General features: G+C 69.5%; 25 protein-coding genes and 1 pseudogene. 15 read left to right on the top strand and 11 right to left on the bottom strand.

Annotation, left to right across the window (positions count from 1 at the left end; genetic code table 11):
- Nucleotides 1–16: 16 nt before the first annotated feature.
- Nucleotides 17–397: a hypothetical protein gene (locus tag ACZ5DS_RS07585; protein ID WP_468234969.1), complete on the bottom strand. Its 381-nt coding sequence runs from the start codon at nucleotides 395–397 to the stop codon at nucleotides 17–19.
- 162 nt (nucleotides 398–559) lie between these two features.
- On the opposite strand from ACZ5DS_RS07585, the gene ACZ5DS_RS07580 reads away from it, so the two are divergent.
- Nucleotides 560–1,522 (top strand): ATP-binding protein, encoded by a 963-nt coding sequence (locus ACZ5DS_RS07580; protein ID WP_468234968.1) that lies wholly within the window; start codon nucleotides 560–562, stop codon nucleotides 1,520–1,522.
- Nucleotides 1,523–1,566: 44 nt separating this feature from the next.
- Complete coding sequence (locus tag ACZ5DS_RS07575; RefSeq protein ID WP_468234967.1) at nucleotides 1,567–1,959, top strand: SCO5389 family protein; 393 nt, start codon at nucleotides 1,567–1,569, stop codon at nucleotides 1,957–1,959.
- A 13-nt stretch (nucleotides 1,960–1,972) separates the two neighbouring features.
- Here ACZ5DS_RS07575 and ACZ5DS_RS07570 read toward each other — a convergent pair whose 3' ends face one another.
- The 4 genes from ACZ5DS_RS07570 to ACZ5DS_RS07555 form a co-directional block, all read right to left on the bottom strand.
- Nucleotides 1,973–2,737, bottom strand: a complete 765-nt coding sequence (locus ACZ5DS_RS07570) for a class I SAM-dependent methyltransferase (RefSeq protein ID WP_468234966.1) — start codon at nucleotides 2,735–2,737, stop codon at nucleotides 1,973–1,975.
- A 101-nt stretch (nucleotides 2,738–2,838) separates the two neighbouring features.
- Nucleotides 2,839–4,041 (bottom strand): aminotransferase class V-fold PLP-dependent enzyme, encoded by a 1,203-nt coding sequence (locus tag ACZ5DS_RS07565; RefSeq protein WP_468235120.1) that lies wholly within the window; start codon nucleotides 4,039–4,041, stop codon nucleotides 2,839–2,841.
- 11 nt (nucleotides 4,042–4,052) lie between these two features.
- Nucleotides 4,053–5,372, bottom strand: coding sequence for a pyridoxal-phosphate dependent enzyme (locus ACZ5DS_RS07560; protein ID WP_468234965.1), 1,320 nt, complete (start codon nucleotides 5,370–5,372; stop codon nucleotides 4,053–4,055).
- Entirely contained in the window at nucleotides 5,369–6,835 is a 1,467-nt protein-coding gene (locus ACZ5DS_RS07555; RefSeq protein WP_468234964.1) for an alanine racemase, read from the bottom strand. The genes ACZ5DS_RS07560 and ACZ5DS_RS07555 overlap by 4 nt, the downstream gene beginning before the upstream one ends.
- A 284-nt stretch (nucleotides 6,836–7,119) precedes the next feature.
- Between ACZ5DS_RS07555 and ACZ5DS_RS07550 the strand changes: the two genes are divergently transcribed.
- Genes ACZ5DS_RS07550 through ACZ5DS_RS07530 form a run of 5 tightly spaced genes read left to right on the top strand, consistent with a single transcriptional unit; the run spans nucleotide 7,120 to nucleotide 11,284 of the window.
- The gene (locus ACZ5DS_RS07550) at nucleotides 7,120–8,097 is read left to right on the top strand and encodes a metal ABC transporter solute-binding protein, Zn/Mn family (protein ID WP_468234962.1); all 978 of its coding nucleotides are present in this window, start codon (nucleotides 7,120–7,122) and stop codon (nucleotides 8,095–8,097) included.
- A gap of 9 nt (nucleotides 8,098–8,106) precedes the next feature.
- Entirely contained in the window at nucleotides 8,107–9,048 is a 942-nt protein-coding gene (locus ACZ5DS_RS07545; RefSeq protein ID WP_468234961.1) for a metal ABC transporter ATP-binding protein, read from the top strand.
- Nucleotides 9,035–9,946 (top strand): metal ABC transporter permease, encoded by a 912-nt coding sequence (locus tag ACZ5DS_RS07540; RefSeq protein ID WP_468234960.1) that lies wholly within the window; start codon nucleotides 9,035–9,037, stop codon nucleotides 9,944–9,946. Before ACZ5DS_RS07545 ends, ACZ5DS_RS07540 begins: the two co-directional genes overlap by 14 nt.
- Nucleotides 9,943–10,812: a metal ABC transporter permease gene (locus tag ACZ5DS_RS07535; protein ID WP_468234959.1), complete on the top strand. Its 870-nt coding sequence runs from the start codon at nucleotides 9,943–9,945 to the stop codon at nucleotides 10,810–10,812. Before ACZ5DS_RS07540 ends, ACZ5DS_RS07535 begins: the two co-directional genes overlap by 4 nt.
- Nucleotides 10,813–10,825: 13 nt before the next feature.
- Entirely contained in the window at nucleotides 10,826–11,284 is a 459-nt protein-coding gene (locus ACZ5DS_RS07530) for a Fur family transcriptional regulator (RefSeq protein WP_468234957.1), read from the top strand.
- Nucleotides 11,285–11,318: 34 nt separating this feature from the next.
- Here ACZ5DS_RS07530 and ACZ5DS_RS07525 read toward each other — a convergent pair whose 3' ends face one another.
- Together ACZ5DS_RS07525 and ACZ5DS_RS07520 are read right to left on the bottom strand one after the other, a co-directional pair.
- Nucleotides 11,319–12,023, bottom strand: coding sequence for a cation efflux transmembrane domain-containing protein (locus tag ACZ5DS_RS07525; RefSeq protein WP_468235119.1), 705 nt, complete (start codon nucleotides 12,021–12,023; stop codon nucleotides 11,319–11,321).
- Nucleotides 12,024–12,043: 20 nt separating this feature from the next.
- Nucleotides 12,044–12,379: an ArsR/SmtB family transcription factor gene (locus tag ACZ5DS_RS07520; RefSeq protein WP_468234956.1), complete on the bottom strand. Its 336-nt coding sequence runs from the start codon at nucleotides 12,377–12,379 to the stop codon at nucleotides 12,044–12,046.
- 113 nt (nucleotides 12,380–12,492) lie between these two features.
- Here ACZ5DS_RS07520 and rpmF point away from each other — a divergent pair, with 113 nt between their 5' ends.
- From rpmF to infA, 4 genes are all read left to right on the top strand, one after another.
- Nucleotides 12,493–12,663: a 50S ribosomal protein L32 gene (gene rpmF, locus ACZ5DS_RS07515; protein ID WP_468234955.1), complete on the top strand. Its 171-nt coding sequence runs from the start codon at nucleotides 12,493–12,495 to the stop codon at nucleotides 12,661–12,663.
- A 6-nt stretch (nucleotides 12,664–12,669) separates the two neighbouring features.
- Entirely contained in the window at nucleotides 12,670–13,851 is a 1,182-nt protein-coding gene (locus ACZ5DS_RS07510; RefSeq protein WP_468234953.1) for a GTP-binding protein, read from the top strand.
- 107 nt (nucleotides 13,852–13,958) lie between these two features.
- Nucleotides 13,959–14,678 (top strand): GNAT family N-acetyltransferase, encoded by a 720-nt coding sequence (locus ACZ5DS_RS07505; RefSeq protein ID WP_468235118.1) that lies wholly within the window; start codon nucleotides 13,959–13,961, stop codon nucleotides 14,676–14,678.
- Nucleotides 14,679–14,743: 65 nt separating this feature from the next.
- Nucleotides 14,744–14,968 (top strand): translation initiation factor IF-1, encoded by a 225-nt coding sequence (gene infA, locus ACZ5DS_RS07500; RefSeq protein ID WP_468234951.1) that lies wholly within the window; start codon nucleotides 14,744–14,746, stop codon nucleotides 14,966–14,968.
- A gap of 85 nt (nucleotides 14,969–15,053) precedes the next feature.
- On the opposite strand, the gene rpsR is transcribed toward infA, so the two are convergent.
- Nucleotides 15,054–15,296, bottom strand: coding sequence for a 30S ribosomal protein S18 (rpsR, locus tag ACZ5DS_RS07495; RefSeq protein ID WP_468234950.1), 243 nt, complete (start codon nucleotides 15,294–15,296; stop codon nucleotides 15,054–15,056).
- Between the two features lie 20 nt (nucleotides 15,297–15,316).
- A pseudogene (locus ACZ5DS_RS07490) lies at nucleotides 15,317–15,886 on the bottom strand (CobW C-terminal domain-containing protein); the annotation flags it as partial.
- A gap of 95 nt (nucleotides 15,887–15,981) precedes the next feature.
- Here ACZ5DS_RS07490 and rpmB point away from each other — a divergent pair.
- Together rpmB and rpsN are read left to right on the top strand one after the other, a co-directional pair.
- Nucleotides 15,982–16,218: a 50S ribosomal protein L28 gene (rpmB, locus tag ACZ5DS_RS07485; protein ID WP_468234948.1), complete on the top strand. Its 237-nt coding sequence runs from the start codon at nucleotides 15,982–15,984 to the stop codon at nucleotides 16,216–16,218.
- Nucleotides 16,218–16,523, top strand: a complete 306-nt coding sequence (gene rpsN, locus ACZ5DS_RS07480) for a 30S ribosomal protein S14 (protein WP_468234947.1) — start codon at nucleotides 16,218–16,220, stop codon at nucleotides 16,521–16,523. The genes rpmB and rpsN overlap by 1 nt, the downstream gene beginning before the upstream one ends.
- A 202-nt stretch (nucleotides 16,524–16,725) precedes the next feature.
- On the opposite strand, the gene ACZ5DS_RS07475 is transcribed toward rpsN, so the two are convergent.
- Nucleotides 16,726–18,720, bottom strand: a complete 1,995-nt coding sequence (locus tag ACZ5DS_RS07475; RefSeq protein ID WP_468235117.1) for a putative Ig domain-containing protein — start codon at nucleotides 18,718–18,720, stop codon at nucleotides 16,726–16,728.
- 797 nt (nucleotides 18,721–19,517) lie between these two features.
- Here ACZ5DS_RS07475 and ACZ5DS_RS07470 point away from each other — a divergent pair.
- Complete coding sequence (locus ACZ5DS_RS07470; protein WP_468234946.1) at nucleotides 19,518–21,098, top strand: YibE/F family protein; 1,581 nt, start codon at nucleotides 19,518–19,520, stop codon at nucleotides 21,096–21,098.
- 288 nt (nucleotides 21,099–21,386) lie between these two features.
- On the opposite strand, the gene ACZ5DS_RS07465 is transcribed toward ACZ5DS_RS07470, so the two are convergent.
- Entirely contained in the window at nucleotides 21,387–21,971 is a 585-nt protein-coding gene (locus ACZ5DS_RS07465) for an isochorismatase family protein (protein ID WP_468234945.1), read from the bottom strand.
- A gap of 179 nt (nucleotides 21,972–22,150) precedes the next feature.
- On the opposite strand from ACZ5DS_RS07465, the gene ACZ5DS_RS07460 reads away from it, so the two are divergent.
- A complete protein-coding gene (locus tag ACZ5DS_RS07460; RefSeq protein WP_468234943.1) occupies nucleotides 22,151–22,822 on the top strand; it encodes a TetR/AcrR family transcriptional regulator in 672 nt (223 codons plus the stop codon).
- The last annotated feature ends 111 nt before the right edge of the window (nucleotides 22,823–22,933 follow it).

Raw genomic sequence — 22,933 nt, 5'->3', positions numbered from 1 at the left:
ATCCAGGAACAGTTCGTCAGTTGAGATGTGCCACCTGCTGCGGCGCCGGGGCCGCGCGCAGCCGATCGGGCAGCGAGCCGTCGTCGGGCATCCCGGCCCGCAGCCACGCCCCGACCACCTCGGCGTCGGCTTCCGTCACCAACGGGCCAAGGCGTACGGCGACCCCACGGGGTGTGCGGTCGACCCCGCACGGCTGCACGGCGGCATGCAGGCCCCGGCCGCTCCGACAGTGCAGCATCTTCCCCAGGCAACCGGTGGAGACCATGACCCCGTGTGGGCAGCCTCGGACCGCGCGCCGCAGGCCGTCCATCAGCCGTCCGGTCGCGGCGGCGTCACATGAGCCGCAGACGACAAGGGTGAAAGGGCGGCCCCGACGGCCGCCTGCGGCATCGCTCATCTCCGCGTCTCCTCCGTATGGGTCAAAGAGTCTCCTGTTTGCGCCAGAGGCAGCCCAACTCGCGTGGGAAGCGAGCAAGTTGGGAAACGAGCGATTTGACACCGCCCTCTCGCACCCCAAGCATATGCTCATGAAATCCATTTCCAATAGAGGTGGCTAGCCATGCGTGTCGCATTCGTCGGCAAAGGCGGCAGCGGCAAGACGACGCTGTCCGCGCTCTTCTCCCGTCATCTGGCGCGTTCGGGCGCGCCGGTCGTCGCCATCGACGGCGACATCAACCAGCACCTGGCGTACGCCCTTGGCCTCGACGAGGACGAGCTGTTCACCGCCCCGCCGCTCAGCGCGCGCACCGGCGAGATCAAGGACTACCTGCGGGGCACGAACCCGCGGATCCCGTCCCGCGACGCCATGGTCAAGACGACACCGCCGGGCCGCGGCTCCCGGCTGTTGCGCCTGCTGGGCGACGACGAGATCCACGGCCACCACGTGCAGGAGGTCGGCGGCGTACCGCTGATGGTGACCGGCGCCTTCGGCGAGAGCGACCTCGGCGTGGCGTGCTACCACTCCAAGCTCGGCGCGGTCGAGCTCTACCTCAACCACCTGATCGATGGCTCCGGTGAGTACGTCGTCGTCGACATGACCGCCGGCGCCGACGCCTTCGCCTCGGGTCTGTTCACCCGTTTCGACATGACGTTCCTGGTCGTCGAACCGACCCGCAAAAGCCTCTCCGTCTACCGCCAGTACCGCGACCACGCCGCCGAGTTCGGCATCCCGGTCGCCGTCGTCGGCAACAAGGTCACCGGCGAGGACGACCTGGCCTTCCTGCGCGGCCACGTCGGCGTGGATCTGATCGCCCACTGCGAGCAGTCGTCGTACGTGCGCGCCCAGGAGCAGGGCCGCGACGGTCACGGCGAGCTGGAGCCCCACAACGCCCGCGCACTGGACCGGCTGCGCGCAGCTGTGGATGCCCGCACCAAGGACTGGGCCGCCTTCCAGAAGCACGCCGTCGACTTCCATCTGCGCAACGCCGCCGCCTGGGCCAACGAGGCCACCGGCCAGGACCTCGCCACCCAGGTCGACCCGGACTTCCGGCACGGCCCCGCAGCACTGACCGCCTTCGCCTGACGCCACCCCCTCAAGAACAGAACCACAGAACAGGACAGCCCTTCATGTCGCTCGATGTCTCCCCGCAGCTGCTCGCCGAAGCCGAGAACGGCGAGGTGCGGGAGCAGGACTTCGTGGAAACGGTGCGCACCTCCCTGCCGTACGCCTACGACCTCATCGCCCGCCTGGCTGAGGAACTGCGGTCCGGCACGCCGGAGTTCGCCGACAACCAGACCCCGCCGCCCTCCGAGAAGGAGCGCGGCCAGCTCCTGCGCGCCCTGTCCAGCGACGCGATCCGGGGCAGCCTGGAACGGCACTTCGGCATCGCCCTCGCCTTCCAGAACTGCCACCGGGTCGCCGCCTTCCGCCCCGAGGCGCGCGGCGGCGCCACCCACACCCGCTTCACCTCCCTGCGCGCCCAGATCCTCAACCAGTCACCGGAGTTCCGGGACTGCTGAGCCCTTCGCGGGGTCAGCGGATCGCGACGACGACGTGGCTGTCGCCGTACTGCCAGACGGCGCCGGCCCGTCCGAACCCCGCCTGACGCAGCAGGTGGATGTGGCCGGACAGGGGCAGCCGGGCCGTACAGCCGGTTCCGGTCACCGGCTGCCGGCTGCGGCGTTCGGCGAGGAGGTCGGCCAGTTCGGGGTCCTCGGCGACCGCCGACCACCAGGAGGTCCAGTCCTCGTGGGCGAAGGCGCGCCGCCGCTCGGCCCGGCGGCGGCCGACACACGCTGCCAGCTCGGCCAGCACGGCATCGCCCTGCGGGAAGTGGTCGCCGTTGACGAGGACGCCGCCAGGCCGCAGCAGCCTGGCGAGTTCCCGGTAGACCCGGTCCAGCGTGCGCGGGTCCAGGTAGTGCAGGGCGGTCGTCGACACGACGGCGTCCAGCGGGCGGTCCAGGGCCAGGGCCTGCGTCCAGCCGTCCTCGCCGATCGTGGCGTCGAGGTAGCGGGCCGCGTCGGCGTGGTGGCTGCGGGCCAGTTCCAGCAGCAAGGGGTCCCGGTCCACCGCCACGATCTCCGCCGCCGGCAGCCGCCGGGCCAGTCGCGCCGCCAGCGAGCCCGGTCCGCAGCCGAGGTCGACGATCAGGGGCCGGCTCGTGCGTCCCGCGGTGATGTGCTCGACGACATCGGCGATCACCGTGAAGCGGTCCTCGCGGTCGACGGCGTACCGCTGCTGCTGGAGTTCCCAGCGTTCCACCCATTTCTCGGCCGCCGCCAGGCTCAGCCCCATCGCTCGCGCCACCTTGCCGTCTCGCACCTGCGTCCCCTCTGGGACTCCTCGCCCGGACCCTACAGGTGGAAACGGTTTCCATTACGGGTTTTGGTGCGCTGTCACCCGAGGGTGGCAAGAACATCCAGCAGCCGGTCGATCTCCTCCACGGTGTTGTAGACGTGGAAGCTCACCCGCACCGACTCTCGGCCCTCCCCCGCGGCGCCCTGACAGTGGTGGTCGCAGCGGACCATGAAGCCGTGGCTGAAGAGGATGAAGCCGAGGTCACCGGAACCGATGTCGCGGTGCCGGAAGGCGACGATGCCCTGACGCTGCTGAACGGGAGAGTCCACGGCAAGGCTGGTCTGGCAGCCGAGGACCTCGTAGGAGTCCAGTCGGCGCAGTCCGTCCGTGAGGCGGGCCGCCAGTGCGACCGTCCAGCGTCCGATACGGTCCGTACCCGCGCCGTCCAGCCAGTCCAGCGCAGCGGCCAGGGAGGCGATGCCGACCGTGTTGGGGGTGCCGGACCAGCCGCCCGGGCTGAAGGCCGGGCCACGTGCCTGGCGGGCCCAGACCGCTCCCGTGCCGGGCAGGGCCAGGGCCTTGTGCCCCGAGAAGACGACGAAGTCGACGTCCAGGCCGGCCACGGAGACCGGGAGATGACCGACGCTCTGGGCGGCGTCCAGGCAGATGACCGCGTCCGGGCCGACCGCCTGCCGGATGCGGTGGATGTTCATGTTCCCGCCGTAGACGTGGTGGACATGGGTGGCGGCGACGAACCTGGTGCGCGGACCGGCGAGGTGCGCGAGAGCGGTGTGGTCGTAGTCGCCGGATGCCTGCTGGTAGGGCATCGGCAGGACGCGGACGTGCACGCCCTGGCGGGCCAGCTGCTCATGGACTTCCAGCCAGGGCTCGATGTTGGCCCGGTGATCGGCGGCGGGTACGACGATCTCGTCGCCGTCCGTGAGGAACCCGGGGAGCCAGTCGCGGGCGATGGTGCGCAGCCCCTCGGTGGCGCCGCTGGTGAAACGCACGGCGGACCGCTCCGGTGCAGGGTCGTCCAGAAACCGCCGGACGCGGTCGCGGGTCTGCTCGACCAGGGCGGTGGTGCGGTTGGCCCACGGGTAGGTGCCGCGCCCGGCGTTGGCGTTGGCCGTGGTGAGGTAGGTCTGCACGGCGTCGAGGACCGCTCGGGGCTTCTGGGAGGTGGCCGCGCTGTCGAGGTACGCCAGGTCCGGGTGCCCGGTGACGATCGGGAACTGGGTCCGCAGCGTGCGCTGCCACTCCCTCAACTCCGCTATGACGGCTGTGCTGTCGGCGCACATGGCCATGGCGTTCAGTCCCGTACCAGGGGCGCGCCCGCGTCCCGCCAGGCGATGATGCCGCCGGCCAGACTGCGGACGTCCGGGTGTCCCATCCGGGTCAGCAGGGCGGCGTAGCGGGCGGACTTCTCGCCGACCGGGCAGGCCAGCAGCACGGGGTGGCTGCGGCTGAAGGGCAGGCCGCCGTGGAGGAGTTCTTCGAAGAGTTCGTCGACGATGTTGACCGATCCGTCGATGTGCAGGGCGGCGTAGGCGAAGGGGCTGCGCAGGTCGACGACGAGGGGGCCGTCGGAGGCGATCCACGCCTGGGCGTCGGCGACGCCGATCGCCGGAGCCGCCTGTATCTCGGCCTCGGACAGGTCGGCCGGGGAGGTCGGGCGGCGAGGGCGGCCGAACAGGTCCGGACGGCGCTTGCGTACGTAACTCAGGTAGCTCTCGACCCGGTCGCAGACGATGAAGACGGCCGTCTGCCGCTGCGACACCTCGGCGTCGACGGCTTTCAGCCGGCGCACGGCGCCGAAGTAGGCGGCGCCTCCGGTCGGTCCGGCCAGGATGCCGCACCGGCGGTTCAGCGTCAGCATGCCTTCGATCGCGTCATCGGAGCCGACGGCCTCGATCGTGTCGTAGGTGCCGGGGTCGAAGAGGCCGACCTCGTGTGCCTCGTCGATGGTGCGGATGCCGGGGATGAAGTCGGATTTGGCCGCGACCAGACCGAGGACCCGTACGGCGGGGTCGTGTTCGCGCAGCAGGTGGGCGACGCCCGTGGAGGAACCGGCCGTGCCCACGCAGGCGATGAACCAGTCCGGGGCGCGGCCGTCCAGGTCCTTGACGATCTCCGGGCCGGTGCCGGTGAGGTGGGCCTCGGTGTTGCGCGGATTGAAGTACTGGTCGGTGTGCAGGTAGGCGCTGCCGGGCTCGGACAGGGTCCGGTGGAAGAGAGTCAGGGGATCGTCGGTGGCGGTGGGGTCCAGGCATTCGCTCTGGCCGGGCAGTTCCTCGATCTCCGCACCGAGCAGCAGGAGCAGATCCTTGATCTCCGGGATCCGCATCCGGTTGGTGACGCTCTTGAAGGTCAGGCCGTGCATGCCGGCGAGGACGGCCAGAGCCTTGGCGGTGTTGCCGCTGGACAGCTCGACGACCTGGCTGCCTCGTGCAGCAGCGTCGGCGAGGTGCGGACGGGCCATGTTCCAGGCGGCCCGGTCCTTGACCGACCCGAACGGGTTGAACAGCTCCAGCTTGGCGTACAGGTCGATGTGCGCCAGACCGTGCACGGCCGGGTCGATACGCACGAGCGGGGTGTTGCCGATGGCCTCGGTGATGCTGTCGTACCTCACTGCGCTCCCCCCACAGAAGTGATCGGCCAGTACTCTTCCTCCAGGCACCAGCGCCACGCGCCTCCTTCCTGCCAGGCGGCGACCTTGCGCGCGACCGGCTGTCGCTGGGCGTGCGTGGCGTGGAAGTCCATGCAGTATCCAGCGGTGTTGGCGAACGCCAGCAGGTCCCCCGGCTCCGGGCGGCGGGGCAGGAAGACCGTCCGGCGGGTGACCAGGTCGGTCTCCAGGCAGAGGCTGCCCAAGAGATGGACGGCGACCGGGCCTTCACTGGGCCGGGCCGGATCCCGGGGAACGACGACGGGGTCCACGAGCACCCCGTGCTCCTCCAGGGCCACGTCGTCGGCCTTGGCCGCGAGCCGTACGAGGAGTTCCCCGCCGTCCTCCCGGGTGCGCACCTCCAGCACCTTTGTCAGGGTCAGCCCGCACTGGTCCAGCAGGGCCCGTCCGGGTTCGATGTGCAGGTCGTACAGATGATCCAGGAGGAGCGCGGCCAGGGGGCGGCCGTCGAAGGACGCCGCCGGATGCGCGAGCAGTTCGTCGAGGTAGCGGGGCCCGGCGACCGGACGGTGGGCGGGATACAGGCCCAGCGACCCACGCAGTGTGCCGCCCTCGTTGCGCAGCCCGTAGCCGTGCCCGCACCATGTCAGGGGTGGCCGGGTGCCCAGGACGGCGTGGGTGAGTTCGGTCGTGTACCGCTCCCACTGCTCCCCGTCAGCCAGGTAGTCGGCGCCGAATCCGCCACCGACGTCCACGGCTGCCGGCCGCAGCCCTCGGCTCCTGCACTCCTCCAGCACCCGCAGACAGCCTTCCAGCGCCATCGCTTTCTCGGTGAGGCTGGTCGTGTCCAGGTGATACGCCACGCCTACCGGGTCGACCACGTCACCATGCCGCTCGACCGATTCCAGTAGCGGCTCCAACTCCCGTACGGGCGTGCCGAAACGGCTGCGTCGGCTCAACACCCGCACGCCGGACGTCTCGAAACCCGACAGCCGCAGGAGAACCCGCGTCCGGGCAAGGGCATGCTTGCGTACCAGCGCAGCCAGCTGCTCCAGCTCGTCCCGGCCGTTGACACCGACGGCGACCGAGGTACGCGCGGCCAGCCATATGAACTCCGGACTCTTCGGACCGGTGGCCGTGATGCGGTCGGGGGTGATGCCGGCACCGAGCGCGTGCTGTAACTCGCCCAGCGAGGCGACGTCCACGCCGGCGTCGGTGGCGGCCAGCCGCCGCAACAGGGCACTGGACCGGTTCGCCTTGTGGGCGAAGAACACCTGCCCGGACAGCTGATGCCGCCTGTACACCGACCGGAACTGCTCCACATTGGCGGCGAGCTGATCGGGCACGACCATGTTCAGCGGAGATCCGAGGGCGTCGGTAAGGGTGTGCAGCAGCTCGCCGGACTCCAGCAGCGAGCGCAGCCTCTCACCCAGCCGCGGTGCGAGATACAAGGGCTGCCCGCCCATACCCGGCCCTCCCCCAGCACGTCGGGCCCGGCTCGTCCGGGCACGGCCTCCCACTCCCCGCTGCGCGCCGTAGAACCCTTCCCCTCCTCCAGTCGGTTTACCCCCTGAACCTCCCCGAGTGGGCGGAAAGCGATGGATGGGCGCCGTCGTACGCCCGGTCAACAGATGGCAACGGTTTTCATCTAGCATTGATCTGAAAATCATTTCCATCTAGCGTCGAAGGTGTCGCCATACGGCCGGTGCGTGACCGCCGCGCGCCCGGCATCGCCCGAAGGAGCTCCCGCATGTCCACCGCCCCCGCCTCCCGCTTCGCCCGCCCGTCCACGAGAATCGCGCTCGTCACCGCGACAGCCGCCCTGACGGCCGCGACGGCGACCGCCTGCTCGACCTCCTCCTCGCACACCGGCAACACCGCCGCGACCGGCAGCGCAAGTGGGTCGGGCAAGACGATCCAGGTGGTGGCGGCGGAGAACTTCTGGGGCAGCATCGCCTCCCAGCTCGGCGGCAGTCATGTGAAGGTGACCAGCGTCATCAACAACCCGGATGCCGACCCGCACGACTACGAGCCGACCGCCGCCGACGCCCGCACCGTGGCCGGCGCCCAGTACACGATCGTCAACGGCATCGGCTACGACGCCTGGGCCGACAAGCTGCTGGCCGCCAACCCCGGCAGCGGACGCACCCAGCTCAAGGTCGGCGACCTCGTCGGGATCAAGCCGGGCGGCAACCCGCACAGGTGGTACTCCCCGGACAACGTCCACCAGGTCATCGAGAAGATCACCGCGGACTACAAGAAGATCGACCCGGCCGACGCGGCTTACTTCGACCAGCAGAAGACGACCTTCGAGACCAAGACGCTCGGCGATTACAACAAGCTCATAGCCGACATCAAGGCGAAGTACGCGGGCACGCCGATCGGTGCTTCCGAGTCCATCGTCACGCCGCTCGCCGAGGGCCTGGGGCTGAAGATGCTCACCCCGGAGACGTTCCTGGACGCGATGAGCGAGGGTTCCGACCCCACGGCCAAGGACAAGGCCACCATCGACCAGCAGATCAAGAACAAGCAGATCAAGATCTACGTCTACAACTCCCAGAACTCCACGCCGGACGTGCAGGCGCAGGTCAAGGAGGCCAAGGCCCAGGGCATCCCGGTCGCCACGGTGACCGAGACCCTCACCCCCGCCGGGGCCACCTTCCAGCAGTGGCAGACCACCCAGCTGCAGGGCATCGAGCAGGCCCTGGCCAAGGCCACCGGGAAGTGAACTAGAGCCATGAACCCGATAGCGAAGGCCCGCGAAGCCGTCACACACACGAGCGGGCACACCGTGCCCGGCCGCCGAAGCGGGGGTCACGACACGGCCACAGGAGCGGGAAACGATCCGGTGGTCGCCCTGCGCGGGGCCGCCGTGCGGGTCGGTGGCCGTACGTTGTGGTCGGGGGTGGACCTTCGCATCGGGGCCGGCGAGTTCACCGCCGTGCTCGGCCCCAATGGCGTCGGCAAGTCCACCATGATCAAGGTTCTGCTGGGTGCCCTGCCCGCGGCGGCCGGTGAGGTTCGGGTGCTCGGCACCCGGCCCGGGCAGGCCAACGACCGCATCGGCTACCTGCCGCAGCGGCGCAGCTTCGACGCCAATCTGCGCATCCGCGGTGTCGATGTGGTGCGCATGGGCCTGGACGGTGACCGATGGGGGGTGCCGCTGCCGTTCCCGAGCGCACGTCGGCGGGCCGCCCGTGCGCGGGTGGACGAGGTGATCGAGCTGGTCGGGGCGTCGGTCTACGCACACCGGCCCATCGGGCAGTGTTCCGGCGGCGAGCAGCAGCGGCTGCTGATCGCCCAGGCCCTGGTCCGCAGGCCCGAACTGCTCCTACTCGACGAGCCATTGGACAGCCTCGACCTGCCCAACCAGAGCGCCGTCGCGGCGCTGATCGGGCGCATCTGCCATCACGAGGGTGTCTCGGTGGTCATGGTCGCCCATGACGTGAACCCGATACTCCACCACCTGGACCGGGTGGTGTACCTGGCCGAGGGCGGCGCCGCCACCGGAACCCCAGCGGAGGTCATCACTTCCGAGACACTGACCCGGCTGTACGGCACACCGGTCGAAGTACTGCGGACCTCGGACGGCCGGCTGGTCGTCGTGGGCCAGCCGGAGCCACCCGCCGTGCACACCGACCGGCACAACACTCCGGGGAGCGGTCATGACCCTCGCTGAGACGGCGGCACCGGCCTGGTCGTGGAACCTCCTCGCCGACTTCCAGGACATGTGGTCCTACCCCTTCATGGTCAATGCGTTCCGCGCGGGCGCGGTCGTGGCCGTGGTTTCCGCGATCGTGGGGTGGTTCGTGGTGCTGCGGCGGCAGACGTTCGCCGCGCACACCGTCTCCGCCGTCGCCTTCCCGGGCGCCGCCGGGGCGCTCCTGCTCGGGTTCAGCGCGGTCTACGGCTATTTCACGCTGTGTGTGGCCGCCGCACTGGTCATCGCCGCCCTGCGGGGTGGCGGTGAGCACGAGGAGTCGGCGCTGACCGGGACCGTGCAGGCGTTCCTGCTCGCGTCCGGTTTCCTGTTCACCGCCCTGTACAGAGGGCTGCTGGAGGGGCCGCAGACCATCCTCTTCGGCACCTTCCTGGGGATCACCTCTTCCCAGGTCACCGTGCTGACGGTGGTCGGTGCGGTGGTGCTCGCGGTGCTGGCGCTGATCGGACGGCCGCTGCTGTTCGCGTCCGTCGACCCGCAGGTCGCGGCCGGGCGCGGAGTGCCGGTCCGCGCCCTGTCGGTGGTCTTCCTCGTCCTGCTCGGTGCGGCCACCGCCGAGGCGAGCCAGATCACCGGGACCCTCCTGGTCTTCGCCCTCATGGTGATTCCGGCCGCCACCGCGCAAGTCCTCACCGCCCGCCCGGCGTTGAGTCTGGCCCTGGCCGTCCTGCTGGCCTTCGCCGCGACCTGGCTGGGGCTGACCGCCGCCTACTACTGGCCCTACCCTCTGGGCTTCTTCGTGACGACCATCGCCTTCGCCGGATACCTGCTCGCGTTGGGCCGGCGCTCGCTGCGCGAGGTACCCGCTCGCACCCGAGCCGGGGCCACGCCCGCTTCCAAGGAGGTGGTCGCATGACCGTCCTGCTCGCCGCGTCCCCGTTGTCCCACCCGTTCTTCCTGCACGCCTTCCTCGCCGGTACCGCCATCGCCGCGGCCTGCGGGCTGGTCGGCTACTTCCTGGTGCTGCGGGCCCAGGTCTTCACCGGCGACGCGCTCAGCCATGTCGCCTTCACCGGTGCGATGGCCGCTCTCGCCTTCGGCACCGACCTTCGCCTCGGGCTGTTCACCGCCACCATCGCCATGGCTCTGCTCTTCGGCACCCTCGGCCGCAAGGCGCGACCCGACGACGTGGTCATCGGGAGCGTCTTCTCCTGGATCCTGGGCCTGGGCGCCTTCTTCATCACCCTCTACACGACCTCGCGCAGCACCACCAACGGCACCGCCGGGGTGAGTGTGCTGTTCGGCTCCATCTTCGGCATCTCCTCCAGCAGCGCGGCCGTCGCCGCCCTGGTGGCCGCAGGAGTCGGCCTGCTGGTGGTCCTCATCGCCCGGCCGCTGCTGTTCGCCACGCTCGACGAGGCCGTGGCCGCCGCCCGCGGGGTACCGGTCCGGCTGCTCGGATACGGCTTCCTCGCCCTGGCAGGCATCAGCGCTGCCGAGGCCACCCAGGCAGTCGGTTCCCTGCTCCTGCTCGGCCTGCTCGCCGCTCCCGCGGGCGCCGCGATCCGCCTCACCGACCGCCCCTTCCGGGCACTTGCCCTCTCCTCAGGGCTGGCGGTGCTGGAGATGTGGGCGGGGCTGTTCGCCTCCTACGCGGTGCCGAAGATGCCGCCGAGCTTCGCCATCATGGCCGCCGCCACGGCCGTCTACGCCGCGACCTTCCTGATACGACGCCCGGTCCACGGTCCTCGTACGCGAACCGCCGTCCCCACCCGCACATGAGCGAAGGCACCCGATGGCACCCGACCGCCAGTGCACCCCCACTCCGTCGCACGACGTCACGCTGATCGGCCGCCTCACCCAGCAACGCACCATCGTGGTCGAGGCTCTCATCCGGGCCGACGGCTTCGTCGGCGCCCAGGCCCTCCACAACCAACTCGCCGCCGCCGGCTCACCGGTCGGCCTCTCCACGGTCTACCGCACGCTGGCCGGCCTGGCCGACGTCGGCCGGGCCGACATGGTGCGCGACACCAGCGGTGAACGCCTCTTCCGCTACCGCCCCGGCCCCGAACACCGCCACTACCTCATCTGCACCGAATGCGGCCTGAGCCGACCCGTCGACTCCGGCCCGGTGGAGGAATGGGCCGACACCGTCGCGCAGACCTCCGGGTTCGCGAACGTCCGGCACACGGTGGAGTTGTCCGGGGTGTGCCCGGACTGCGGCCGACGGCTGGCGGCGGACGAGCGCCGGTGAACTCCGGCGCCACTCCCTTCCGGAGTGGTCACCGTCAAGGGCAGCAGTCGCACCCCGGAGCACAACCGCAGGCACCCGCCTTCCGCCCGGGCGCGCCCGGTGCAACGGCCGCCGGTACCGCACAGCACCCCTCCCCACGCCAGGCGTCGCGCCCCTCCTTCACCGCGACCGCGGCGATGACCAGGCCCGCGAGCGGATCGGCCCACGACCAGCCGAACACGGCATTGACGACCAGGCCCACCAGCAGCACCGCCGACAAATAAGTGCACAGCAGGGTCTGCTTGGAGTCGGCCACGGCGGAGGCGGAGCCGAGTTCACGTCCGGCGCGGCGCTGGGCCGCCGACAGGACCGGCATGACCACGAGCGAGAGGGCAGCCAGCACGATCCCAGACAGGGAGCGCGTGGCCTCACCGGTGCCGGTCAGGGCCCGTACGGCATCGACGGTGACGTAGGCGGCGAGCGCGAAGAACGACAGCGCGATGATCCGCAACGCGGTCTTCTCCCGGGCCTCACGCACCGCGTGCTCGCGGGCGGAGAACTGCCAGGCGACGGTGGCGGCCGAGGAGACCTCGATGACGGAGTCGAGGCCGAAGCCGATCAGCGCGGTGGACGAAGCCAGAGTCCCGGCCGTGAGGGCGGCGGCCGCCTCGACGGCGTTGTAGGTGATGGTCGCGGCGACCAGCAGCCGTATCCGCCGGGCAAGCGCGCCGCGCCTGGCCGGGTCGGGGCCGAAGGACATGGATGTCTCTGCGCTCACGGTCAGCAGCACCCCTTGCCGTCGGCGTCGACGCACATCCGATCGCCCTCGACGGCGACCACGGCGGTGCGCAAGTCGTCGAGCGCGTGGCCGAGGCGTTCGTCGGCGAGTTCGTAGCGGGTGCGACGGCCGTCGGGGACGGTGACGACCAGGCCGCAGTCACGCAGGCACGCCAGGTGGTTCGACAGCCTGGTGCGGGAGACGTTCAGTGCGTCGGCAAGGTCGGCGGGATAGGCAGGTGCTTCCCGCAGGGCGAGCAGGATGCGGCAGCGGATCGGATCGGCGAGCACCCGGCCGAACCGGACCAGGACCTCGATGTCGGAGGCAACAGTCAGCACACCGACAACGGTACACAGGTCTCTGAATTCAGGGAAACATGAACCATGCCCACTTCGTAATGGTGTTCATTTTCATGTAGCCTCTACTCGCCATCCCAACCAGGAGGATTCCCATGGCCGTTCCCAAGCGGAAGATGTCCCGCAGCAACACCCGCCACCGCCGCGCCCAGTGGAAGGCGACCACGCCGGCGCTCGTGCCCATCACCGTCGACGGAGTGTCATACCTGGTACCCCAGCGGCTGGCGAAGGCGTACCAGCGCGGCCTCCTGCGCCCCGAGGGCTGAGCGTTGATGCCGCCCGACATCTCCGGCCGACTGCCCGTCACCGTCCTGTCCGGATTCCTCGGCGCGGGCAAGACCACCCTCCTCAACCACGTCCTCGGCAACCGCGAGGGCCTGCGCGTCGCGGTCATCGTCAACGACATGAGCGAGGTCAACATCGACGCCGCCCTGGTGCGGGGCGGCGAGGCGGCCCTGTCGCGCACCGAGGAACGCCTGGTCGAGATGACCAACGGCTGTATCTGCTGCACCCTGCGCGACGACCTGCTTCAGGAGGTCGACCGGCTGGCCCGCGAGGGCCGCTTCGACCACCTGCTCATCGAGTCGTCCGGCATCTCCGAACCCATGCCGGTCGCCGCGACCTTCGCCTTCGCCCGCGACGACGGCGCCACTCTCGGCGACCTGGCCCGCCTGGACACCATGGTCACGGTCGTGGACGCCGCGGGCTTCCTGCCCGAGCTGGCAAGCGGCGACGAACTCGTCGAGCGCGGCCTGGACCAGTACGAGGACGACGAACGCACCGTCAGCGACCTGCTGATGGACCAGATCGAGTTCGCCGACGTCATCGTGCTCAACAAGCTCGACCTCGTCGACGAGGAGTCGGCCGACCGGCTGCGGGCAACGCTCACCCGCCTCAACCCGGCCGCACGTCTCGTCCCGGCCGTCCACGGCCGCGTGAAGGTGGGCGACGTGCTGGGCACCCGGCTGTTCGACCTGGAACGCGCCCAACAGGCCCCCGGCTGGGTGAGGGAACTCAACGGCGACCACGTCCCCGAGACGGAGGAGTACGGGATCTCCTCGACCGTCTTCCGCTCCGAACTGCCCTTCCACCCCGGCCGACTGTGGACGTTCGTGACCGAGGAACTCGACAGCGGCGCATACGGACAGATCCTGCGCTCCAAGGGCTTCTTCACCCTCGCCAGCCGCCCGCACGTAACGGGCCTGTGGTCACAGGCCGGCTCCGTCGCACGCTTCGAGCCCTCAGCCGCACGCGACACCGACAGCGCCGAGTGCCAGGAGCTGGTCTTTATCGGCACACACCTGCACGCGGACGCACTGCACGCGGCACTGACCGACTGCCTCATGGCCGACTGCGAGAGCCTGCCGTCCACGGACCCGTTCCCCGCCTGGGACACCTACGGCATCGACGACACCTGCGATCACGAACACGCCGAACTCGTGGCGGGCGTCTGATGACCCCGGGCCGGGCGGCGAACGCAGCCACGGCGCCGCCCGGCCCGGCATGGGCACCAAGAGCTCCGGATAAATGCGTTGGGCCGACCGACCCCCGCTGATACCGTCTGGGCAGCCGTGAGAGAACGCGAGGAGGTGGCCACGCTTCGCGCCGCCCCGACGGGCGGCTGTTCATCAGCATCGACGCGTGGCACGGCGCGGTCTTCGACCGCATCGCCGACGCGATGCTCGCAGACCTGCCGACACCGCCCTACACCGTCGTCGACGAGGCCGACCACGACTCGAGATCCGCCTGGGAGCGGGCCGGCTTCGCAACCGCACGCCGTGAGTGGGGCTATCTCGTACCCACCGACCCACAGATCACCGGGCTCGGCTCGGTCCGGCCCCCGTCGGGCGTGACGATCGTGCCCGCCGGTCAGGCGGAGGAGGGCCCGCTGCGCGCCCTCGACCGTCTCATCCGCGACGAGGTCGAGGCCGCCGTCGGTTGGCAGACGATGCCGGCAGAGGTGCTGCCCCGCCCGGCGGGGACCACCCTGCTCGCCCCGTCGAAGTACGCGGTAGCAAGGCACGTGGACGAGTACGTGGGACTGGTCCGGGTGGCTCCGCTGACCCGGCAGCCTCGGATCGGGCTGATCGCCGTCCGGGCCGATCGGCACCGCCGCGGCATCGCCCGGGCGCTGCTGGCCCACGCGCTCGGTTCCTTGCACCGCTCCGGGACCGCTTCGGCATGGGCTGAAGTGAACGAGTCCAACGCGGCGGCTACCGCCCTGTTCGAGAGCATCGGTGCCCGGCGCACGGCCGGCACCCTGGAACTCGTCCGCCACTGACGCTCCGTCACACCACACCGAGCGAAGCCGAATACACCGACGCAGAACGAAAGAAGTGAGAGACCATGGCCAAAACAGCAGGGGGCGTAGAAGCCGAAGGCACCGTCATCGAGTGCCTGCGCAATGCCACCTTCAAGGTGGAGCTACAGAACGGGCACACGGTGCTCGCCCACATCAGCGGGAAGATCCGGAAGAACCGAATCAAGATCCTCCCGTACGACCGGGTGCTCGTGGAACTCAGCCCCTACGACCTCACCCGCGGCCGGATCCGCTACCGGTACAGGGCGTAGCGCAAGATGTCGGCACCTTCGAGACCACCGGTATGACAATCAGAAGCTGTGGTGGTTCTGCTGCCTCCGGCGGGTGGCCATCGCTCTATCGGGAGCCGTAGAGAAGGAGCGCCATCTCTCGTGCGTTCTTGATGGCCTGCGCCAGCTGCCGCTGCTGTTGACGCGTCACGCGGGTCACCCGACGGCTGCGGATCTTTCCGCGGTCGGAGATGAACTTCCGCAGCAGATCGGTGTCCTTGTAGTCGATGTAGGTGATGCCGGCGGCGTCGAGCGGGTTGGTGCGCTGACGCTTGGCGGTCTGACGCCGGGTGCTTGTGCGTCGGGTCATGGTGAGGTCGGTGCTCTCTTTCAGGTCACGGGGTCGAGCAAGTCGTCGAATGCGTACGGGAGTTGTTTCCAGCGGTCCCTGCCCGCGGCGTACTCGTCGTCGGTGAGCAGGCACGAGTCGAGCAGGGCCGGCAGACCGTCGCGGTCCAGGCCGGGTGAGGTGAAGGTGAGGTACTGGCAGCGGTCGCCGTGTTCGGGGTGCCAGTCCACGGAGGCGGCGATGCGCCGCTCGGGGGGCACCATCTCCCAGGCGGCGTCGGGCAGGGCGGCCAGCCAGGGGCCGACCGACTCCACGCACAGCGCGCCGCCGGCGGCGTCCCAGGACAGCAGTGTGTCGGGGCGGTCCGCCAGCCAGAACCGCCCACGGCCGCGGGCGGCCGCGCACGTCAGGTCCTCCAGCGCCGCATAGAGGCGCTGCGGGTGGAAGGGTCGTTCGCGCCGCCAGACGAAGGTGCTCACGCCGTGCTCGTCGCACTCCTGCGGCAGCAGCGCGCACGCAGGATGCACGCGGGCGGCGGCCGCTGCCACGTCGAAGCCCGCCAGCAGAGCTGCACCCAGGGCGCCGTCACTCTCCACGCGTACCTTTCGCGCTCGTTACAGGCCATGAACAAACCATACATAGGATTGGTTTTCATTTTCATCAAGGGCTAGTGTGCTGCTGCATCCACCCCCAAGGAGGAACAGCCATGTCCGCCCACTGCCAACTCACTGGCCGTCAGCCCGGCTTCGGGCACCGCATCTCCCGCTCGCACCGGCGCAGCAAGCGCCGCTTCGACCCCAACATCCAGGGCAAGCGCTTCTGGCTGCCGAGCGAAGGCCGCCACGTCCGGCTCACCCTCTCGGCCAAGGGCATCAAGACGGTCGACTCGATCGGCATCGAGGCCGCGGTGGCGCGCATCCGTGCCCGGGGAGGGAAGGTCTGATGGCGAAGAGGAGCAAAATCGCGAAGAATGAGCAGCGGCGCCTCGTCGTGGCCCGCTACGCCGCGCGCCGCGCGGCGTTGAAGGCGATCATCGCGTTCCCCGGAAGCTCCGACGAGGACCGCGCCGCCGCCGAGCGGGAACTGCGCCGACAGCCCCGCGACGCCAGCGCCACCCGCCTGCGCAACCGCGACTCCGTGGACGGACGCCCCCGCGGCTACCTGCGCGCCTTCGGCCTCTCCCGTATCCGGGTCCGCGAGATGGCTCACGCGGGCGAGCTCCCTGGCGTGACCAACAGCAGTTGGTGACCCGGCACGCCAGGGGCTCACAACGGGCGCGCCGGCAACGCAGCCCGAATCTGTACCCGGTTTCGAACACGCCTTCCACCGCTCTGAATAGCGGGCGGCGGCCGGCGGCACCGGCTTGCGGCGTTCTGCAACGACCAGGTGGGTACGGCGTACCCGCACGCGGACGGCTTCCGCGTGCGGGACCCGGGGCCGTACCGGAAGATCAGCTGGTCGTCAGGGCGGTGTCGTCCACGACGAAGCTGGTCTGGAGGGAGGAGTCCTCCACGCCGTTGAACTTCAGGGTGACCGTCGAGCCCGCGAAGGACGACAAGTCGAAGGTCTTCTGCGCATACCCGGAGTTGTGGTTGAGGTTCGAGTAGGTCGCCAGGGTGGTCGAACCGGCGGTCACCGCCAGCTTGTCGTACGCGGTGCTGGTGGTGGTCTCCGAGGTGTCGATGTGCAGGTAGAAGGTGAGCGTGGCCTTGCAGCCGGCCGGGATCGTCACCGACTGGGACAGCGTGTCGGTGTGCGAGGAGCCGTAGCCGTCGAGCCAGGCGTAGTACGAGCCACTGTGGGCCGCCTCACCGGTGTCGTTGACGATCACACCGCTGGTGGCGGTCCAGCCGGTGTTGCCCGACTCGAAGCCTGGGTTGGCCAGCAACTGGGAGGAGGTGCAGCCGCCCCCGCCGGAGCCGACGGTCCAGGTGAAGGAGGTCGAGCCGGTGGCGCCGGTGGTGTCGGTCGCGGTGACCGTGACCTGGTAGGTGCCCGCGGTGGACGCCGTGCCCGAGATCAGACCGGTGGAGCTGTTGATGGACAGACCGGTCGGCAGCCCGGTAGCGCTGTAGGTGAGGGCCGCGCCCGCACTGTCCGTGGCCTTGATCTGCAGGCTGACCGAGCTTCCGGTGGTGGTGGACTGGCTGCCGGGGTTGGTGACGGTCACCGTGTTGCCACCGGTGGAGCCGGAAGTGAAGGCGGTGGTGCCGTTCGGGGTGCCCCAGCCGGTCGGGCCGTCGTAGCCGGTGCCCGCGGTGCAGAAGTACGACGGGGAACAGCTGCCGTTGTTGCCGCTGGTGACGTCGTACAGGTTGCTCGTGTGCTGGTAGGGGTACTTCGCCGGGTAGTCGCTGGAGCCCGGGGTGCCCGCGAGGGCGTAGACGCCGGCGACGATCGGGGCGGAGGCGCTGGTGCCGCCGTAGACCGCCCAGCCGGAGCCGCCGTAGGTGTCGTAGACCGCCACGCCGGTGGCCGGGTCGGCGACCGCGGAGACGTCGGCCTCCATGCGCTTGGAGCAGCCGGTGTCGGTCTGCCAGCTCGGCTTCGGGTCGTACGCCGAGCAGCCGGAGCCGGTGCCCTCGGTGGAGCTGGTGTGCCACACCGACTCGCTCCAGCCGCGGGAGTTGGAGGCGGTGGTGAGCGCGGTGCCGCCGACGGCGGTCACGTACTGGGAGGTCGCCGGGTACTCGGCGCCGTAGGCGGAGTCGCCCGAGGAGACGGTGATCGCGACGCCCGGGTGCTTGAAGTACGAGGTGTCGTCGCTGGTCTGGGAGGAATCCTCGCCGCCGCCCCAGCTGTTGGAGACGAACTTGGCGCCTAGTGCCACGGCCTCGTTCTCGGCGGTGCCGAGGTCGGCCATGGTGGGCGCGTTGGCCTCGACCAGGATGATGTTGCAGTTCGGGCAGACCGCGCTGACCATGTCGATGTCGAGGGCCTCTTCACCGGCCCAGCCGCTGTCGTTGGTCGGCAGCTGGGTGGTGGAGCCTGTCTGGCTGACCTGCTTGAAGCAGCCGTTGGCCTTGGTGCAGGCGGACAGGCCGTAGGTGGAGCGGTAGGTGGCCAGGTCCGACTCGGCGTTGGGGTCGTTGTAGGCGTCCACGATGCCGACGGTCATGCCCGAACCGGCCGTGGTGGGCAGGTTGTAGGCGCTGTGCAGGTTGGCCGGGGAGAGGCCCGAGGGTGCCGCGGCGGCGAGCGCTGAGGCGAGGCGCTGCTTGATGTCGGTGCGGCGCTGGGCGAAACAGGACGCGTGCCCCGGCTCGGCGGTGGCGCACAGGTGCTGGGTCGGCACCTTCTGGCCGGCCTTGCCGGTCGAATGGTAGGTCTGCCGCTCGGGGGCGGTCAGCGCCTTGTCGTTCTGCGTGACCTTGGAGGTCTGCGGGTGGGCCGCGGCAGGCTGAGCGCCGGCCGTCGGTGCGGCGGTGAATCCGGCGACGGTCAGAGTGAGGGCGGGGAAGGCGACGGCGACGAATCTTCACAGACTCCGTCTCCGCCCGCTCGGGCGTGACTCACGCATGGGTACTGCCTCCGGTAAGACGTGGGGTATCGCACTGGATGGGCAGGCCCGTGATTGCGCGTAGCGGCGGCAGGACCGCGCAGTCATGAGCATGACACTCCTGCATGCCGAGTGGGCGTGACATGACAGGGCGAGGGGAACGTAGACCGGAACCGGTCCTACCGGGCAGTACCGGGCCGAATTCTTTGCTTCTCCATAGAATGCGGTTGGCCCCCTCATGGGGGCCCACGCGTGCTGGGCCCAGCGCCAGCCCCGGTGGGTCTCGATGGCCTCTTCCGTGGTGGGGGCTCATCCTGCTGGTCAGCCTGAAGTCCCCTCCGGGACCGCATAGCAACCGCAAACGCTCCCTTCACCGTCGCCCAGCTCCTACGACACCCTCGACGAGCCAAATGACGTCAGCCGGCCGCGCACCGCCGCGCCGCCTATGGCCACCTGCGTTTGGAACGCACCGAAGGGGCTCTCCAGCCTCGGGCGCGAAAGGACCTACGGCCCGAGCACGCCCCTTCGCGCCAATGGCAACGGGAGTTTCGCGGCACACACCGGGGGCGGTGCGGAAAACGCGGCCGGTGAAGAGGTTCATGATCCAGACATAGGGAGAAGCACGCTCGATCTTCTGACGATGCTCGGGCTGAGACCACGGCACAACCGTTCCCGTACTCTTCCTCGGAGCCGCCGCGCAGGACCGGCTCCGGAGGGGCACGGACAACCGCGAGGGAGACGGCATGGGAACCGCTGACCCGCAGAGTGCCGGAGACTGGAACCGGGTCGGCGACCCGCCCCGACCCAGAGGTGGTCGTGCGAGCGAGTACGGCCACGACCATGGGTACGGGAATCCTCCTGAGTCGATACCTCACCCCGGCTACGGACCCGATGCCGGCGCAGGCCGCCTCCCCTCTCAGGCGGTAGGCCACGGGCACGCACCAGTGACCGGTGCCGGACATGGCTCCGGTCACGGCCCCGAAGCGGGAGCCGGCGGTCACGGACACGCGCACACCCACGGCCACAGTCACAACCACGGGCCCACGGCGCCGGTCTCCCAGCACCTGCGCAAGGTCATCGCAGCGATCCTGATCCCCTTCACCGCCGCCGTCGTGGTGGGACTCGTCGTGCTGTGGCCGGGAGGAGCCCCGCCACACAAGCGCACCGGTGTCGGCTTCGACCAGCAGACCCAGCAGGCCACGGTCACCAAAGTCGTCGAGGTGAGCTGCAAGTCGGTGAACGCCTCCGGCGAAACCCCCACCGGCGACACCTCCACCGCCGAGGGCAACTCGGCCGCGCAAGAGGCGAACGGGACCTGCCACAAGGCCACGATCCGCGTCGACACCGGCAAGGACAAAGGCCGTACGTTCACCGAGATCGTGCAGCCCGACCAGGCGCGACAACTGCACCAAGGCGAGAAGGTCGTCGCCGCATACGAGCCCTCCGCACCCAAGGACCTGCAGTACTCGGTCACCGACGTCAACCGCCGCTTCCCGATGGGCCTGCTGGCCGGGATCTTCGCCCTCGCCGTCGTGGTGGTGGGCCGACTGCGCGGCGTGATGGCACTCGTGGCGCTGGCCATCAGCTTCATGGTGCTCAATTTCTTCATCCTGCCGGCGATCCTGCAGGGCTCGAACCCGCTGCTCGTGGCCGTGATCGGGTCGAGCGCGATCATGCTGATCACCCTGTACATGTGCCACGGCCTGTCCGCCCGCACATCGGTGGCGGTACTCGGCACGTTGGCCTCACTGGCGCTGATCGGCATCCTCGGCTCACAGTTCATCGACTGGGCCGTGCTCACCGGCAACACCGACGACCAAACCGGCCTGATCCACGGCCTCTACCCGAAGCTCGACATGAGCGGCCTGCTGCTCGCCGGCGTCATCATCGGCTCGCTAGGCGTCCTTGACGACGTGACCGTGACCCAGACGTCCGCCGTCTGGGAGCTGCACGACGCCAACCCGACAATGGGCTGGCGCGGACTGTACCGGGCAGGCATCCGCATCGGCCGCGACCACATCGCCTCCGTGGTCAACACACTCGTCCTCGCCTACGCGGGAGCCGCGCTGCCCCTGTTGCTCCTCTTCTCCATCGCGCAGAGCGGCGTTGCCACGGTCGCCAACAGCGAGCTGGTGGCCGAAGAGATCGTGCGCACGCTGGTCGGGTCGATCGGCCTGGTCGCCTCAGTCCCGGTCACCACGCTCCTCGCCGCCCTGGTCGTCTCGGCAGACCGGCCCGGTCCGCAGACGGACACGGCCACAGCGGGCACGCCGGCTACTGGCCGAGCACCTGCCGGCCGGGGCGGACGTCGGCGGAAGCGTTGAGAACGAACTCCGCAAGGCGCGCCCACAACTGCACTTCTCCGGTCTCCGCCCAGGGCTACGACCTTGTGCGTCGCAGGGACTTCCCCTGCAGTGTTGCCGATCGGCAGCACAGCCCGTGTCGTCGCCGCCTCACTCCTCCGCGTCCTCGAGACGGCGAGCCGGCAGCCCCGCCGGACCAGACCGGCGGGGCTTCGTCGTGCTGTCAGGTGTCACGCGCGAATCTAACGTCCGGGCATGGGATAGGGCGCCCGGACGGGGGTTTCCGGGCGCCCTGGTTCTGGGGGTGGGTTACTTCAGGTCGGCGACGGAGGGAACGACGACGCCGTACAGCTCCGTGATGGTGGCCAGGGCGCCCTCGTGGATCTGGGCGGCGCTGATGTGCTGCTGGCCTGCGGCAGTGGTGGGGAGTGCGCGGGTGGCGCTGGCGCCGGCTACGACAGTGGGGCGGTGGCCGTTGAGGAAGGCACCCTGGGCGGTGAACAGGACGCACATGTTGGTCATGAAGCCGGCGAGGATGACGTCCTTCTTGCCGGCCTTGTCCACCAGTTCGGCCAGGTTGGTGTTGTGGTAGGCGTTGGGGACGGACTTGATGACGGAGTGTTCGCCGTCGATGGGGGCGAGATCGGCGATGATCTTGCCGTCTTCGGAGTCGACGTCGTAACCCTGGTCCTGGACGTGGATGACCGTGGCGCCTGCGGCACGGGCGGCTTCGAGGAGCTTCTTGCCTTCGGCGATGGCGGCGGCATGGCCGTCGAGTTCCATGGTGCCGTGGGTGTAGGTGTTCTGGAAGTCGATGAGGATGACGGTGGCGTCGGCGAGCGAGGCGGGGGTTTCGTCGAAGTTGTTGAGCTGGCGCAGGGTGGTGGTGGTCATGGAGTCCTCTTCGGGATATGTGCGGGTGGGGGCACTGATGGGCGCCCCGTGGTGTTGGCAACGCTAACACAGGGCGTAAGCATTGCTTCACGCGAAGGGGTGTTCCCGGCCAGGGGCGTGGCGCATTTTCCCTGGTCAGGAGCGTTAGCGGTCTGTTCATGGGGTGTTAGCATGGCTTCATGTCGACTGCGAGAGAGCGCATTTTGTCCGCTACGTCCGAGCTTTTGCGGACGCTGAGCGCGGAGGAGATCTCCACGCGGGCGATCTGCGCGAGGGCGAAGGTGGGGGCTCCGGAGATTTCCCGTCAGTTCGGGGGCAAGCAGGGGCTGATGGCCGCGGTGGCGGATCAGGGGTTCGAGGAGTTCCTGGCGAACAAGCGGCGCAATCCGGTGACGGATGATCCGGTGAGGGATCTGCGGGTGGCGTGGAACAGTCACGCGTCGTTCGCGTTGAAGAATCCGCACCTGTACCGGTTGATGTTCACGCCGGTAGGGGAGCCGAAGCCTGTGGCGGTGAAGGAGGCGCAGGCGTTGCTGCTGTCGGCGCTGGCGCGGTGCGAGGCGGCGGGGCGGTTGCGGATGCCGCTGGAGCGTGCGGGGCAGGCGATTTTGGCGGCGAACGTGGGGGTTTGCCTGATGATGCTGACGTTTCCGGAGTTTTTCGGGGGGGCGGAGATGTCGGACGTGGTGCGTGACGCGGTGATCGGGAAGGTGACCGGGGAGATGGAGGGGGAGGGGGAGCAGGTGGTGGTAGCAGCGGTACTGGCACGTGCACTGGTAGGGACGTTGACGGGGACGGTGGTGATGGAGGAGGAGGTGATCGAGGCGGTGGCGCGGTCGCTCGGGGGGTGATTCTTTGTCGGCGCGTGGGGCCCTGTCCGTTCAGGACGGGGCTTTTTTGTTGCCGGGAGGAAGCTCCAGGTGTCCACACCTCTGTTACCGATGCTTACGTCGTGTGTTAGC

Source organism: Streptomyces sp. NPDC031100, assembly GCF_055570785.1.
The sequence above is the reverse complement of the archived record's forward strand: the minus strand, read 5'-3'. Positions and strand labels throughout refer to the sequence as shown.

Excerpts from the sequence above, each read along its gene's own strand:
- ACZ5DS_RS07545 (WP_468234961.1), top strand. The coding sequence starts at position 8,107 with ATGAACCCGATAGCGAAGGCCCGCGAAGCCGTCACACACACGAGCGGG.
- ACZ5DS_RS07465 (WP_468234945.1), bottom strand. The coding sequence starts at position 21,971 with ATGACCACCACCACCCTGCGCCAGCTCAACAACTTCGACGAAACCCCC.
- ACZ5DS_RS07470 (WP_468234946.1), top strand. The coding sequence starts at position 19,518 with ATGGGAACCGCTGACCCGCAGAGTGCCGGAGACTGGAACCGGGTCGGC.
- ACZ5DS_RS07585 (WP_468234969.1), bottom strand. The coding sequence starts at position 397 with ATGAGCGATGCCGCAGGCGGCCGTCGGGGCCGCCCTTTCACCCTTGTC.
- ACZ5DS_RS07535 (WP_468234959.1), top strand. The coding sequence starts at position 9,943 with ATGACCGTCCTGCTCGCCGCGTCCCCGTTGTCCCACCCGTTCTTCCTG.
- ACZ5DS_RS07580 (WP_468234968.1), top strand. The coding sequence starts at position 560 with ATGCGTGTCGCATTCGTCGGCAAAGGCGGCAGCGGCAAGACGACGCTG.
- infA (WP_468234951.1), top strand. The coding sequence starts at position 14,744 with ATGGCCAAAACAGCAGGGGGCGTAGAAGCCGAAGGCACCGTCATCGAG.
- ACZ5DS_RS07540 (WP_468234960.1), top strand. The coding sequence starts at position 9,035 with ATGACCCTCGCTGAGACGGCGGCACCGGCCTGGTCGTGGAACCTCCTC.
- rpsR (WP_468234950.1), bottom strand. The coding sequence starts at position 15,296 with ATGACCCGACGCACAAGCACCCGGCGTCAGACCGCCAAGCGTCAGCGC.
- ACZ5DS_RS07510 (WP_468234953.1), top strand. The coding sequence starts at position 12,670 with ATGCCGCCCGACATCTCCGGCCGACTGCCCGTCACCGTCCTGTCCGGA.
- rpmF (WP_468234955.1), top strand. The coding sequence starts at position 12,493 with ATGGCCGTTCCCAAGCGGAAGATGTCCCGCAGCAACACCCGCCACCGC.
- ACZ5DS_RS07555 (WP_468234964.1), bottom strand. The coding sequence starts at position 6,835 with ATGGGCGGGCAGCCCTTGTATCTCGCACCGCGGCTGGGTGAGAGGCTG.
- ACZ5DS_RS07570 (WP_468234966.1), bottom strand. The coding sequence starts at position 2,737 with ATGGGGCTGAGCCTGGCGGCGGCCGAGAAATGGGTGGAACGCTGGGAA.
- ACZ5DS_RS07460 (WP_468234943.1), top strand. The coding sequence starts at position 22,151 with ATGTCGACTGCGAGAGAGCGCATTTTGTCCGCTACGTCCGAGCTTTTG.
- rpsN (WP_468234947.1), top strand. The coding sequence starts at position 16,218 with ATGGCGAAGAGGAGCAAAATCGCGAAGAATGAGCAGCGGCGCCTCGTC.
- ACZ5DS_RS07565 (WP_468235120.1), bottom strand. The coding sequence starts at position 4,041 with ATGTGCGCCGACAGCACAGCCGTCATAGCGGAGTTGAGGGAGTGGCAG.
- ACZ5DS_RS07525 (WP_468235119.1), bottom strand. The coding sequence starts at position 12,023 with ATGTCCTTCGGCCCCGACCCGGCCAGGCGCGGCGCGCTTGCCCGGCGG.
- ACZ5DS_RS07550 (WP_468234962.1), top strand. The coding sequence starts at position 7,120 with ATGTCCACCGCCCCCGCCTCCCGCTTCGCCCGCCCGTCCACGAGAATC.
- ACZ5DS_RS07575 (WP_468234967.1), top strand. The coding sequence starts at position 1,567 with ATGTCGCTCGATGTCTCCCCGCAGCTGCTCGCCGAAGCCGAGAACGGC.
- rpmB (WP_468234948.1), top strand. The coding sequence starts at position 15,982 with ATGTCCGCCCACTGCCAACTCACTGGCCGTCAGCCCGGCTTCGGGCAC.
- ACZ5DS_RS07530 (WP_468234957.1), top strand. The coding sequence starts at position 10,826 with ATGGCACCCGACCGCCAGTGCACCCCCACTCCGTCGCACGACGTCACG.